Source organism: Aliiroseovarius sp. F47248L (assembly GCF_023016085.1).
In the GTDB taxonomy this organism is placed as follows: Bacteria; Pseudomonadota; Alphaproteobacteria; order Rhodobacterales; family Rhodobacteraceae; genus Aliiroseovarius.
Window position 1 is genome coordinate 2,045,902 of the sequence record NZ_JALKBF010000001.1, and the last position, 13,148, is coordinate 2,059,049.

Here is a 13,148-nt window from a genome sequence, read left to right on the forward strand (position 1 = left end):
TTGTTAACCCGGGAACTGCCATGCCTCGGCAGCCTCGGCGATCTTTTCGGCAGTGCTTAGAAGTTGCGGGCGTAGCTTGGTAAGGTCGTCCACATCGTAATGCTGATTGGATGTTGTGATCGACAAAGCCCCAATAACGCGCCCACCGCTGGACAGAATGGGCGCTGCGATACAGTTGATGCCCAGCTCGTGCTCTTCCCGGTCAAACGCCACACCATCTTGGCGGATCGCGTCCAGCTCGGCCCGCAATGCGTCGGCGGTGGTCAACGTATTGTCCGTATGGCGAAAGTACGACTGGCGTTTTATCGCATCTTCGCGTGCCTCGGGCTTCAGAAAGGCCATCATGGCTTTACCTACTCCGGTGCAATAGCCCGGACCAACCTTTCCAGCCTGCGAAAACATTTCGATCGGAGTCGCCGCGTTGCGTTTGTCGACATAGAGAACCTGCCCGCCATCCAGTTGGGCAAGGTGAATAGTCTGACCGATCTCGGCCGACAGATCGTCTAGAAACGGGCGTGCGACAGGTGCAAGCGAGCTTTGGCTCCAGGCCGCATGGGCTAAACGCACCAGCCGCATCCCCGGTGCATAGGTCTGCCTGTCTTCATCATAGGAAAGCATGCCCTGACTGGTCAGAGTTTGCAGCAGTCGATACAGCGTGGCTTTTGGAAACGGGCTTTCGGCCAGAACGTCGTTGAACCGCACCGGACGCGCCTTTCCGGCGACCATGTCAAGAACCTGAAGCGCCTTGCCCACGGTCCCGTCTGCGGCTTGCGGGGACTTGTCCATTGCTCCCATCGTCGCCTCCTCCATGGCTGTGCATCTGCGATGAAACTGTTGACATCTGTAGCGGGCTTCGCGCATAGTTTCAACTGTTGAAATTAAGTTTCACATTGTGGAACCATAAGAATCGGCTGAAAACCTTGGGAGGAACCTCATGCTGAACTCTATGAAAATGTCCGTTGCGACGGTTGCCATGACGGCTGGCCTAGCAACTGGTGCAATGGCCGCAGACCTGTCGGGCACGCTCCGCATCATCTCGGACATGTCCAACCCTGCTCCGCGCGCGATCATGGAAGGTCTTGCAGCCGACTTTGATGCCATGCATCCCGATCTGACGGTCGAATTGGAAGTCGTGGACCGCGAAGCATGGAAAAGCCAGATCCGTAACGCTTTGACGGCAAACGCGCCCGACGTCATCAACTGGTATGCGGCAAACCGCATGGCACCCTATGTGAACGCCGGTCTGTTCGAAGACATCTCGGACATGTGGGAAAACGGTGACCTGCCCGGACTGGACAGCGTCAAAGGTGCAATGACCATCGACGGCAAACAGTATGGCGTGCCTTACACTTACTACCAGTGGGGCATCTATTATCGCGAAGACATCTTTAACGAGCTGGGGCTGACCGAGCCGACAACCTTCGACGAAGAAATTGCCAACTGCCAAAAAATCGTCGATTCAGGCCGCAAGTGTTACACCATCGGCTCGAAGTTCCTTTGGACCGCTGGCGGCTGGTTTGACTATCTGAACATGCGCACCAATGGCTTTGACTTCCACATGAAGCTGGCGACGGGTGAAGCAAGTTGGACCTCGGACGAGGTTCGCGCCACGTTTGCCAACTGGCGCAAGTTAATCGACATGGGCGCATTCATCGACGATCACCAGACGTATAGCTGGCAAGAGGCCCTGCCCTTCTTCGTAAACGGTGAGGCCACCGCTTACTTGATGGGTAACTTCGTTGTGCCGCATCTGCGCGAAGCAGGTCTGGGTGATGACCAGATCGACTTCTATCAGTTCCCGAAGATCGCAGACGTGCCAATGGGCGAAGACGCCCCGACCGACACGTTCCACATCGCTTCGGGCGCGCAGAACAAAGAAGCAGCGCGTGCGTTCTTGCAATATGTGACCTCGGCTGACGTTCAGACAAAGATCAACGCCGCTGACGGCCTTGGCCAATTGCCGATCAACGCAAACGCGTCAGTTGGCGATGACGAGTTTCTTCAGCAGGGTTTTGAAATGCTGTCGCAGAACGCGACAGGTGGTATCGCGCAGTTCTTCGACCGTGACTTCCCCGCCGAGATGGCATCGGTGGGCATGGAAGGCCTGCAAGAGTTTATGGTGTTTCCTGACAATTTGGAAGACATCCTGAACCGTTTGGAAGCCGCTCGCGAACGTATTTACAAGTAACCACTCACGTTTGTGCGCCCCCTTTGGTTTTTGTGGGGCGCACGCCACTGCCTGCAACCAGTACGCAACCGGTAAACCCCTCCGGGTTTTTCCGTGACGTGCCCACAGGAGGAACGCGATGTCCACCGCACATGATATGAGCTGGGTCAGGCGCAACCGGATGACCTTAACACCGCTACTGTTTTTGCTGCCCGGTATCTTGTTCTTTCTTGTCTATGTAATCAGTCCGATCCTTCAAAGCTTCAATATCTCACTCTACGAATGGGACGGCCTGGGCGAGGCGACCTATATCGGGCTGGGAAATTATCAGGAACTGATGAGCGACCGCGCGTTTGAAACGTCGTTGTGGAACAACGTGAAATGGCTTACCTTATATCTTCTTGCTATCCCGGCTGGATTGTTCATCGCGCTGTTTCTGAACCAGACCATTACGGGAATGCGAATTTACAAATCGCTGTTCTTCTTCCCGTTTGTCCTCAGCCAAGTTGTTGTCGGTCTTGTTTTTTCTTGGTTTTATTTGCCCCGCGAAGGGTTGCTGAATGCCGTTCTCAGCTTCTTAGGCATGGATACGATCAATGTGTTGGGTGACCCGACACTGGCAACCTATGGCATCATCGCCGCCGGCCTGTGGCCCCAGACGGCATATTGCATGATCCTGTATCTGACTGGTCTGAACGCTGTGGATCCCGAACAGATCGAAGCAGGTCGACTGGACGGCGCAAAAGGGTTGCGGATGCTGTGGCATGTGATCCTGCCACAACTGAAACCTGCGACATTCATCGCCTTTGTTGTAACGATCATCGGCGCGTTGCGGTCGTTTGACCTGATTTCGATTATGACCAACGGTGGACCTTTTGGATCCACCCGTGTGCTTAGCTTCTATATGTTTGAAAAAGCTCTGTCGGAGTACGGGTTCAGGATGGGCTATGGCTCGGCCATCGCGGTTGTTCTGTTCATGATCATGCTTGTCTTTATCGGTTACTTCCTGTGGTCGATGTATCAAGACGAAAAAGCCGCGCGGAGGTAAGCGACATGTTCCCAACCCCCATCGAAAAACGCTCGCGCGGTGCACAGATCACGTATCAGACCCTTGTGCCCCTTGCATTGATCATGTGGCTTCTGCCGCTGATCGCGGTGGCTCTGTTCTCGGTTCGCCCGTTGGCAGATTTCACTAATGGCAATTACTGGGGCGTGCCGTCTTCGTTCGAGTTTTTCACCAACTACGGCAAGGTGTTTCTGGAATCGGACATGCCGCGCTATATGTGGAATTCGATCCTGATCACGGTGCCAACGGTGATTGGCGCGGTGGCGCTGTCGTGCATGACCGGCTTTGCGCTTGGCATCTATCGCTTTCGCGGCAACCTTCTGATCTTCTTCATGTTCATCGCGGGAAACTTCGTGCCCTTCCAGATCCTGATGGTGCCGGTGCGCGACCTGACTGTGTCGGCAGGGCTTTATGACACGAAACTGGGGCTGATCCTGTTCCACATCGCCTTCCAGACCGGGTTCTGCACGCTGTTCATGCGCAATTTCATCCGCGCCCTGCCCTATGAGCTGATCGAGGCTGCGCGCGTCGAAGGCGTCGCGGAATGGCGCATCTTCTGGTATGTTGTCTTGCCTTTGATGAAGCCTGCCATCGCCGCGTTGGCGGTGCTGATCTTTACCTTCATCTGGAACGATTATTTCTGGGCCATCGTGCTGACACAGGGGCCGGATGCACAACCAGTGACGGCTGGCATCACCTCGTTCAATTCTCAGTTCGTGGCGCAGTATCATTTGATGAGTGCTGGCAGCATTGTGGCTGCCCTTCCACCTGTGGCGATGTTCTTTCTGATGCAACGCCACTTTATCGCTGGTCTCACCCTCGGAGCCGTTAAGTAATGACCAAGCTGACCTTTATTGGTGCCGGTTCGACGATCTTTATGAAGAACATCGTCGGCGACATGCTGCATTTCGATGCGCTGAAAGACGCAACAATTGCGCTGATGGATATCGACCCTGAACGTCTGGCTGAAAGCGAGCTGGTGGCAACGAAAATGATCGCCACAATGGGCACCGGCGCGAAGGTGGAAACCTATTCCGACCAACGCCGCGCGCTTGAAGGGGCCGATTTTGTTGTCACCGCCTTTCAGGTCGGCGGCTATGATCCCTGCACCATCACTGATTTCGAACTGCCCAAACAGTACGGGCTGCGCCAGACCATCGCCGACACGCTTGGCGTGGGTGGCATCATGCGCGGTTTACGCACCGTGCCGCATCTTTGGTCGGTTTGCGCCGATATGGAAGCCGTCTGCCCTGATGCGTTGTTGATGCAATACGTGAACCCGATGGCGATCAACACTTGGGCGATTGGCGAACGGTTCCCCAACATCAAGCAGGTCGGTCTGTGCCATTCAGTTCAGAACACGGTTCAGGAACTGGCCCATGATCTAGAAATGGCTGAGGGCGACATTCGCTACAAAGTGGCCGGTGTGAACCACGTGGCGTTCTTCCTGCGGCTTGAGGATGCGGCCGGCCAAAGCCTCTATCCCGCCCTGCGTGATGCGTATCGGTCCGGTGCCCTGCCCAAACCGCCGCTGCTGATGCCGCGCTGTGGCAACAAAGTGCGCTATGAGGTGATGGAGCATCTGGGCTATTTCTGCACCGAAAGCTCGGAACATCTGTCGGAATATGTGCCGTGGTTCATTAAAGACGGACGCGATGATCTGATTTCTGAATTTGGCATCCCACTAGATGAATACCCCAAACGCTGTGTCGAACAGCAGACAGAGTGGAAAGAACAAGCCACGGCCCTGAAAACCGCCGCCGGAATCGACGTTCCCAAAAGCCACGAGTTTGCCGCTGAGATGATGAACGCCATCGTCACGGGACAACCCTATGTCGCCTATGGCAACCTGCCCAATACCGGGCAGATCCCGCAGCTACCAATAGGCGCGGCGGTCGAAACGCCCTGCCTAATCGACATGAACGGCGTGCAGCCCTCTGTCGTCACGGATATCCCGCCGCAGCTTGTGGCGTTGATGCGCAGCCAGATCAACGTGCAGGAATTGACGGTGCGCGCACTGCTGGACGAAAATTCCGAACATCTGCACCATGCCGCCATGATGGACCCCCACACCGCTGCCGAACTGGACCTGCGCCAGATTCGGTCGCTGGTCGATGACCTGCTGGTCGCACATGGCGACTGGATCCCAGCATGGGCGCGTAAAAGGAAAGCCGCATGACCAAGAAACGCCGCAGCCAGAACTGGTATGGAAAACTTGACAAGGATGGCTTCATTCACCGCTCGTGGATGAAGAACCAAGGCTTCCCCGATCACGCCTTCGACGGACGCCCGATCATCGGGATCTGCAACACCTGGTCGGAACTGACCCCGTGCAATTCAGGCCTGCGTGACCTGGCCGAGGCGGTGAAACGCGGCGTGTGGGAGGCCGGAGGCTTCCCCGTTGAATTCCCCGTCATGTCGCTGGGTGAAACCCAGATGAAGCCCACGGCAATGCTGTTTCGCAACCTTCTGGCCATGGATGTCGAAGAATCGATCCGCGCCTATGGCATTGATGGCGTTGTGCTTTTGGGTGGCTGTGACAAGACCACGCCCGGCCAGTTGATGGGCGCGGCCAGCGTCGACCTGCCGTCGATCGTGGTCAGCTCTGGCCCTATGCTGAACGGCAAGTGGAAGGGTAAAGACATCGGGTCTGGCACCGACGTCTGGAAATTCTCGGAAGCCGTGCGCGCAGGCGAGATGACATTGCAGGACTTCATGGCCGCCGAAAGCGGCATGAGCCGGTCCAAAGGCGTGTGCATGACGATGGGCACTGCTTCCACGATGGCCTCAATCGTCGAAGCGATGGGGATGAGCTTGCCCACCAACGCCGCCCTGCCCGCCGTTGACGCACGCCGCGCGGCGCTGGCGCATCTGACCGGCAAGCGGATCGTGGAAATGGTGGACGAGGATCTGAAGCCCTCAGACATCATGACGAAAGAAACCTTCATCAACGCGATCAAAGCCAACGCCGCTGTGGGTGGATCAACCAACGCAGTGGTGCATCTTCTGGCCCTTGCTGGCCGCGTTGGTGTTGACCTGAGCCTGTCGGATTTTGAACTGGGCAGCGATATTCCATTGCTGGTCAACTGCATGCCGTCGGGCAAATATCTGATGGAAGATTTCTGCTATGCGGGCGGCATGCCTGTTGTGCTGAAAGAGCTTGCGGACGCCGGTCACCTGACCTCGGCCAAAACCGTGTTGGGTGGCGATATCTCGGCCTATGCGGACGGGGCTGAATGTTACAATGATGACGTGATCAAAAGCTTTACCGATCCAGTAAAACCCGCGGCGGGCCTGCGCGTTCTGCGTGGCAATCTGGCCCCTAACGGGGCGATTGTGAAACCGTCTGCGGCGTCTGATCACCTTCTGGAACACGAAGCCGAAGCCTATGTGTTTGAAAATATCGAAGACATGAAAGCCAATATCGACCGCGATGATTTGCCGGTCACACCTGACACGATCCTTGTTCTGAAAGGCGTGGGGCCAAAAGGCTACCCGGGTATGCCCGAGGTCGGCAACATGCCGATCCCCGCCAAACTGGTGCGCGAAGGTGTGCGCGACATGATCCGCATTTCAGACGGGCGCATGTCTGGCACGGCTTTTGGAACGGTGATCTTGCATGTCTCACCCGAAAGTCAGGCTGGTGGCACGCTAGGGCTGGTCAAAACCGGCGATAAAATCCGCGTCAGCGCCTCGACCGGTGCTTTGGACCTGTTGGTGGATGACGCCGAGATGGAGACCCGCCGCGCTGCGTGGACACCGGATGATCCGCATTATACCCGGGGCTATGCCAAACTTTACATCGACACAGTTCTGCAAGCCGAACAAGGCGCGGACCTTGATTTTCTAGTGGGAAAAGACACCCGCCTTGTGACACGGGAAAGCCACTGATGAGCCACGCGACATTTCACGATCTCAAAGATGCCTCGGTGTTTATCACCGGCGGCGGGTCCGGTATCGGCGCCTCCCTGACCGAAGGCTTCCTGCGCCAGGGGGCCAAGGTCACTTTCGTTTGTCGTTCAGATGCTTATGACTTCGTGGATCAGATGGAGGCCGAGACCGGCAACCGCCCCCTGTTCATCCAATGCGACATCACCGATATTCCGGCGTTAAAAGCCGCAATGGCGGACAGCGCCAAGGCGCATGGCGCGATCACAACATTGGTGAACAACGCGGCCAATGATCAACGCCACACCACACTGGAAGTGGATGAAGAATTTTGGGATTGGGCGCAGTCGATCAATCTGAAGGCATACTTCTTTGCCTGTCAGGCCGTGATGGAGGGAATGCGCGGTGCCGGAGGCGGCTCGATCATCAACTTCACTTCGATCAGCTATATGATGGGGAACGCAGGCTATCCGGCCTATACAACTGCAAATTCCGGCATCAACGGACTGACACGCAGTCTGGCCCGCGAATTCGGACCTGACAAAATCCGCGTGAATGCATTGGCGCCGGGTTGGGTTCTGACGCAAAAACAGCTGGACATGTGGGCCGAACCGGCCGCCCTTGCGGCACATTTGGATCGCCAGTGCTTGAAAGAGCATCTGGCTCCTGCAGATATCGTCGCCTCAACCCTGTTTCTGGCCTCACGCGCTAGCCGCATGATCACCGGACAAGCGTTGGTCGTGGATGGCGGCGTGGTGGTGACCGGATGAAGGGCGCGCCAACGATACCCGACTGGATTGCCCTTGACTGGGGCACCACGCATTTACGTGCATGGTTGATGACCGCAGACGGATCTGTGATTGAGCGGCGTGACTGCGACAAAGGCATGGGTGGTTTAAGCCGCGACGCGTTTGAACCGGTGCTGAATGATCTTCTGTCCGATGTTATCACCAACACCAAATTGCCCGTGATTTGTTGCGGCATGGCGGGCTCGCGCCAAGGCTGGGCCGAAGCACCGTATACCCCCGTCCCGTGCGTACCCCCTTCTGCGTCCAAGGCGACCATTGTCACGTCCGCCAACTGGGATGTTCGCATCCTGCCCGGCGTGAAGCAAAACAGCCCAGCCGACGTGATGCGCGGTGAAGAAACCCAGATCGCAGGATTTCTGGCGTCGGAACCCAATTTCGACGGCATTCTGTGCCTGCCTGGTACGCATAGCAAATGGGCGCATATCAGCGCGGGTGAAATCATAAGCTTTCGCACCTTCATGACAGGAGAATTATTTGCACTGATCGGAGGTCAATCGGTGTTGCGCCACTCGGTCTCGACCAACGACTGGGATCAAGACGCCTTTGACGCTGCCCTGTCCGATACCTTGACGCGCCCCGCCGATCTGGCGGCCAAACTGTTTTCCCTGCGAGCCGAGGGGTTGCTGCACAACCTTTCGCCAGCCGCCGCCCGTGCCCGTCTTTCGGCGTTTCTAATTGGGGCTGAACTCGCGTCTGCCAAGCCATATTGGTTGGGTCAACAAGTGGTCATATTGGGTGAAAACACCATCGCGCTCGCTTATGAAACCGCCCTGACTGCCCAAGGCGCAATGGTTCATTGTGTGAACGCTGAACAGATGACACTGGCCGGACTAAATGCCGCCTTTGACAGTTTACAAGAGACCAAACCATGAGCCGTGAAATCATTGCCATTCTGCGTGGGATCAAACCGGACGAGGCTCTTGCCATCACCGATGCTCTTGTCAATGCAGGAATCACCAAGATCGAAGTGCCGCTGAATTCTCCTGATCCCTATGACAGTATTGAACGCATGATCAATCACGCGGGCGATCGAGCGTTGATCGGGGCCGGAACGGTGCTGGACGTGAACGCGGTCAAGCGGCTTGCAAGGATCGGGGCGCAGATGGTTGTTTCACCCGATGCCAATCCTGATGTGATCTCTGCCACCAAGGCGCAAGGTATGTTGTCCTTTCCCGGCGTCCTTACCCCGACCGAGGCGTTTAGCGCCCTTCGTTCTGGTGCGGACGGGTTGAAGTTCTTTCCAGCTTTCAAGCTGGGATTGGACGGATACAAAGCCTTGTCAGCTGTCCTGCCAGCGGACACGAAAACCTATGCAGTTGGCGGTGTTGGCCCTGCTGACTTTGCGGACTGGCGCAAGGCGGGGATCACGGGGTTCGGCTTGGGATCAAACATCTATAAACCCGGCTACTCAGCTGGAAAAATCGCTGCTCTGGCGGCGGATGTCGTTGCTGCCTATGACGAGGCGACCTTATGATGGTGACGTTATTTTCGGAAACAGTCTGCAGCCTTGGCGAAGGGCCACTTTGGCATCCTGAGCGTATGCAATTATTCTGGTTTGATATCTTGGGGAAACGATTGTTGACCCGTTTGGATAGTGTAGAACAGGTCTGGGACTTTGACGAATGCGTCTCGGCTGCGGGATGGGTGGATCGGGACCGGTTGATCTTGGCCAGTGCTTCGGCGATTTGGCAGTTCGACATCAAAACCGGCAAACGCGAGAAACTGACCGCGCTTGAAGCGGACAACCCAACCACCCGTTCAAATGACGGTCGCGCAGACCCGCAAGGCGGGTTCTGGATTGGCACGATGGGCATGAATGCAGAACCGAATGCCGGTGCGATCTACCGCTATTACCGCGGTGAACTGTGCAAGCTTTACAGCGACATAACCATCTCGAACGCGATCTGTTTTTCGCCGGATGGCGAAACCGCATATTTCACCGACACGAAGCTTGGTCGGATCATGCGGGTCGGGTTAGATAACGATGGTTGGCCCAAAGCCGCGCCAGAGTCCTTTCTTGACCTGTCGGGCGAAGATTTTGGTGCTGACGGTGCCGTTGTTGATATGAATGGAAACTTATGGAACGCCCAATGGGGCGCATCACGTGTGGCGTGTTACGCGCCGGATGGGCAGTTCTTACGCGCTGTTGATGTTCCGACCCCGCAAGCTTCCTGCCCTGCTTTTGGCGGACCGAACCTGACCACTTTGTTTGTCACAACTGCAGCCGATGGTATCACTGGTGATGCGATGGCGGGCAAAACATTCTCTGTTCAGAGCGACACCACGGGACTGCCTGAACATCGGGTTATCCTTTAAGGGCTTCTTTATGAAACGCACACTTGGTACCTGCTACTACCCAGAACACTGGCCTGAAGAAATGTGGGAAGAAGATGCCCGTCGCATGGCCGAGGCCGGTCTGACATGGTTACGGATCGGCGAATTTTCTTGGTCAAAACTTGAGCCCACGCCCGGTGATTTACAATGGGGTTGGCTGGACCGCGCATTTAAGGTTCTGGGTGCCGCTGGGTTGAAAGTGGTGCTGGGCACACCGACGGCAACACCACCGCGTTGGATGATTGATAAACACCCCGACATGCTGGCGGTGGACGCAAAAGGCCATCCCCGTAAATTCGGATCGCGCCGACATTACTGTTTTAGCCACACTGGCTATCGCGAGGAGAGCCGCCGGATCACGCGTCTGATGGCACAACGCTATGGTCGCGACCCGTATTTGGGTGCGTGGCAGACAGACAATGAATACGGATGCCACGACACGGTTGTTTCTTATTCCGATATGGCGCGTTCGGGGTTCCGCGACTGGCTGGCGCAACGATACCAATCCATCGACGCACTGAACCGCGCATGGGGCAACATCTTCTGGTCGATGGAGTATCGCAACTTCCATGACATTGACCTGCCCAACCTGACCGTCACCGAACCCAATCCCGCCCATGTACAGGATTTCCGCAGATATAGTTCGGACATGGTCGTGATCTTCAATCGCGCGCAAGTGGATGAAATCAAAATGCATTCAGACGCACCGATTTCGCACAACTACATGGGTCGCGTGACAGAATTTGATCACTTCAAAGTTGGCAACGATCTGGAAATAGCCACATGGGACAGTTATCCGCTGGGATTTCTCGAAGACCGCGTGGGGGCCACGCCTGACCACCAGTGCGCCTATGCGCGACAGGGTGATCCAGATTTTCAAGCCTTCCATCACGATCTTTATCGCGCAATCGGGCGCGGGCGTTGGTGGGTGATGGAACAACAACCCGGCCCTGTGAATTGGGCACCCTATAACCCCGCGCCCTTGCCGGGCATGGTGCGCCTTTGGACGTGGGAGGCATTTGCCCACGGGGCGGAAGCCGTATGTTACTTCCGCTGGCGGCAGGCACCCTTTGGACAGGAACAGTTGCACGCGGGCCTATTGCGTCCCGACAGCCAGGATGCCCCCGGCCTAGCCGAAGCCCGGCAGGTCGCGGAAGAACTTGCGGATGCCCAAACCGTGCAGCCCCTGCAAGCACCCGTTGCGTTGATTTTCGATTATGAGGCTGATTGGGCATGGGCCACGCAGCCGCATGGGTCGGGGCTGAGCTATTTTAGTTTGGTCTTCGATCACTATCGCGCGCTCAGGCGCGTGGGGCTGTCGGTGGATATCGTGCCACCCGGCACACGTGATTTCTCTGGTTACGCTGTCATACTTGCGCCCGGACTGATCCATGTTGATCCTGATCTGGCAATCGCGCTGTCCAAGGCCACCGCAGATGTCGTCTATGGCCCACGCACAGCCGCCCGCGATGAATATTTCAACATTCCAACCCAGTTACCTCCTGCAATTCCAGACCTGAATTTGACTATTTCGCGCATTGAAAGCCTGCGACCCGATATGCCTGTTGCACTTAACGGTGGCGGTCACGTCCTGCACTATATCGAAGAAGTCGAAGGCGATGCCGAGATTCTATTGTCCACTGTTTCCGGTGCCCCAGTGGTGCTGGTGCGTGGGTCACAGATTTATTGTGGCGGATGGCTGGACGACGTCGGTCTGGACCGATTGATCGCGCTGCTTGCTGAACGCACGGGCCTGTCCACCATTGCCCTTACCGAAGGTGTTCGTTGTCGCAAAACCGCGACCGAGGAATTCTGGTTTAATTACACCATCGCCACGGTCGACACTCCACATGGCCCACTGCCACCGGCAGGCGTGTTGCGCCGCGCATTGTGATCGAAACACTGCAAGCCACGGACCGCGCAGGCGCCCCCATCCAAGCACTCACGCTGCAATCGGAATGTCTTCGTGCCCGCATCCTGACCCTTGGCGCGTGTCTGCAGGATTTGCGCCTGGACTGGGTCCGGTATCCTTTGGTTTTGGGTTATGAGGATCCTGCCAAGTATCTTTCCAACCCGGCCTATCTGGGCGCTGTGGTGGGGCGGGTGGCCAACCGTCTGTCGGGCGGTGCGATCACCATTGACGGGCAGCTTTTCAGGTTGGACCGCAACGAGGGCGGCACGACCTGCCTGCACGGGGGGCGCGAAGGGTTCAGCCACCAGAACTGGCGGATCACAGATCAGTCACCAAGCCACGTCACGCTCAGCCATATCTCGCCCCATTTGCATATGGGGTTTCCGGGGCAGCTGACTGCCACCGCGATCTATCGCCTGACCGACACAAGCCTGTCTCTGACCCTGACCGCAACCACGGACGCCCCGACCGTGTGCAGCCTGGCGCCGCATATCTATTTCAACCTCGACGGATCGCCTGACATCGCCCAGCACCGGCTATCGATCGCCGCCAATCAGGTCTTGCAGATAGAAAATGGATTACCAATTGCAGGCCCGGTCGATGCGGACACGCTGGGGTTAGATCTGACCCGCGTCGCGACAATTCCTGACGGTCTCGATCATCACTATTGCCTCAGCGACACCATGCAACCGTTGCGCCGGGTGGCAGTTCTGTCTGCGGGCACCCTGTCAATGTCCGTCGACACGACGGAACCGGGTTTACAGGTCTATGACGGCTCTGGATTGAGTATCGTTGACGAAGGGCTTGAAGGGCGCAGCTATCGCAGACGCGCAGGCATCGCACTTGAGCCGCATCGTTGGATCGACGCGCCGAACCAGCGATGGCACCGACAAACCCGTTTGCGCCCGGGTGAAACCTTTTGGGCGCAAACAGTGTTCGGCTTCGCGACGCGCGCGGACGCTACCGCTTGAA

12 protein-coding genes are annotated in these 13,148 nt (G+C 56.8%); 11 read left to right on the forward strand and 1 reads right to left on the reverse strand.

Annotated features, from left to right (window positions below; all coding sequences use genetic code 11):
• Positions 1-3: 3 nt before the first annotated feature.
• Positions 4-786: an IclR family transcriptional regulator gene (locus MWU51_RS10190; protein ID WP_247038808.1), complete on the reverse strand. Its 783-nt coding sequence runs from the start codon at positions 784-786 to the stop codon at positions 4-6.
• Positions 787-934: 148 nt separating this feature from the next.
• Here MWU51_RS10190 and MWU51_RS10195 point away from each other — a divergent pair, with 148 nt between their 5' ends.
• The 11 genes from MWU51_RS10195 (at position 935) to MWU51_RS10245 (ending at position 13,147) form a co-directional block, all read left to right on the forward strand.
• On the forward strand, positions 935-2,188 hold the full coding sequence (locus MWU51_RS10195; protein ID WP_247036917.1) for an ABC transporter substrate-binding protein: 1,254 nt from the start codon (positions 935-937) through the stop codon (positions 2,186-2,188).
• A 118-nt stretch (positions 2,189-2,306) separates the two neighbouring features.
• The gene (locus MWU51_RS10200; RefSeq protein WP_247036918.1) at positions 2,307-3,215 is read left to right on the forward strand and encodes a sugar ABC transporter permease; all 909 of its coding nucleotides are present in this window, start codon (positions 2,307-2,309) and stop codon (positions 3,213-3,215) included.
• 5 nt (positions 3,216-3,220) lie between these two features.
• A complete protein-coding gene (locus MWU51_RS10205) occupies positions 3,221-4,069 on the forward strand; it encodes a carbohydrate ABC transporter permease (RefSeq protein ID WP_247036920.1) in 849 nt (282 codons plus the stop codon).
• On the forward strand, positions 4,069-5,412 hold the full coding sequence (locus MWU51_RS10210; RefSeq protein WP_247036921.1) for an alpha-glucosidase/alpha-galactosidase: 1,344 nt from the start codon (positions 4,069-4,071) through the stop codon (positions 5,410-5,412). The genes MWU51_RS10205 and MWU51_RS10210 overlap by 1 nt, the downstream gene beginning before the upstream one ends.
• A complete protein-coding gene (locus tag MWU51_RS10215; RefSeq protein WP_247036923.1) occupies positions 5,409-7,124 on the forward strand; it encodes an IlvD/Edd family dehydratase in 1,716 nt (571 codons plus the stop codon). Before MWU51_RS10210 ends, MWU51_RS10215 begins: the two co-directional genes overlap by 4 nt.
• On the forward strand, positions 7,124-7,891 hold the full coding sequence (locus MWU51_RS10220) for an SDR family oxidoreductase (RefSeq protein ID WP_247036925.1): 768 nt from the start codon (positions 7,124-7,126) through the stop codon (positions 7,889-7,891). The genes MWU51_RS10215 and MWU51_RS10220 overlap by 1 nt, the downstream gene beginning before the upstream one ends.
• Complete coding sequence (locus MWU51_RS10225; RefSeq protein ID WP_247036927.1) at positions 7,888-8,802, forward strand: 2-dehydro-3-deoxygalactonokinase; 915 nt, start codon at positions 7,888-7,890, stop codon at positions 8,800-8,802. Before MWU51_RS10220 ends, MWU51_RS10225 begins: the two co-directional genes overlap by 4 nt.
• Positions 8,799-9,404 (forward strand): 2-dehydro-3-deoxy-6-phosphogalactonate aldolase, encoded by a 606-nt coding sequence (locus tag MWU51_RS10230; protein WP_247036929.1) that lies wholly within the window; start codon positions 8,799-8,801, stop codon positions 9,402-9,404. The genes MWU51_RS10225 and MWU51_RS10230 overlap by 4 nt, the downstream gene beginning before the upstream one ends.
• Positions 9,404-10,246 carry an SMP-30/gluconolactonase/LRE family protein gene (locus MWU51_RS10235; protein WP_247036930.1) on the forward strand — a complete coding sequence of 281 codons (843 nt, stop codon included), beginning with the start codon at positions 9,404-9,406 and terminating at the stop codon, positions 10,244-10,246. The genes MWU51_RS10230 and MWU51_RS10235 overlap by 1 nt, the downstream gene beginning before the upstream one ends.
• 10 nt (positions 10,247-10,256) lie before the next feature.
• Positions 10,257-12,158, forward strand: coding sequence for a beta-galactosidase (locus MWU51_RS10240; RefSeq protein WP_247036932.1), 1,902 nt, complete (start codon positions 10,257-10,259; stop codon positions 12,156-12,158).
• On the forward strand, positions 12,155-13,147 hold the full coding sequence (locus tag MWU51_RS10245) for an aldose epimerase family protein (protein WP_247036934.1): 993 nt from the start codon (positions 12,155-12,157) through the stop codon (positions 13,145-13,147). The genes MWU51_RS10240 and MWU51_RS10245 overlap by 4 nt, the downstream gene beginning before the upstream one ends.
• Position 13,148 lies beyond the last annotated feature (1 nt).

What these genes read in the sequence shown, in the direction of transcription:
- MWU51_RS10220 (WP_247036925.1), top strand. Translation starts at nt 7,124, where the DNA reads ATGAGCCACGCGACATTTCACGATCTCAAAGATGCCTCGGTGTTTATC.
- MWU51_RS10210 (WP_247036921.1), top strand. Translation starts at nt 4,069, where the DNA reads ATGACCAAGCTGACCTTTATTGGTGCCGGTTCGACGATCTTTATGAAG.
- MWU51_RS10235 (WP_247036930.1), top strand. Translation starts at nt 9,404, where the DNA reads ATGGTGACGTTATTTTCGGAAACAGTCTGCAGCCTTGGCGAAGGGCCA.
- MWU51_RS10225 (WP_247036927.1), top strand. Translation starts at nt 7,888, where the DNA reads ATGAAGGGCGCGCCAACGATACCCGACTGGATTGCCCTTGACTGGGGC.
- MWU51_RS10190 (WP_247038808.1), bottom strand. Translation starts at nt 786, where the DNA reads ATGGACAAGTCCCCGCAAGCCGCAGACGGGACCGTGGGCAAGGCGCTT.
- MWU51_RS10195 (WP_247036917.1), top strand. Translation starts at nt 935, where the DNA reads ATGCTGAACTCTATGAAAATGTCCGTTGCGACGGTTGCCATGACGGCT.
- MWU51_RS10240 (WP_247036932.1), top strand. Translation starts at nt 10,257, where the DNA reads ATGAAACGCACACTTGGTACCTGCTACTACCCAGAACACTGGCCTGAA.
- MWU51_RS10205 (WP_247036920.1), top strand. Translation starts at nt 3,221, where the DNA reads ATGTTCCCAACCCCCATCGAAAAACGCTCGCGCGGTGCACAGATCACG.
- MWU51_RS10230 (WP_247036929.1), top strand. Translation starts at nt 8,799, where the DNA reads ATGAGCCGTGAAATCATTGCCATTCTGCGTGGGATCAAACCGGACGAG.
- MWU51_RS10200 (WP_247036918.1), top strand. Translation starts at nt 2,307, where the DNA reads ATGTCCACCGCACATGATATGAGCTGGGTCAGGCGCAACCGGATGACC.
- MWU51_RS10215 (WP_247036923.1), top strand. Translation starts at nt 5,409, where the DNA reads ATGACCAAGAAACGCCGCAGCCAGAACTGGTATGGAAAACTTGACAAG.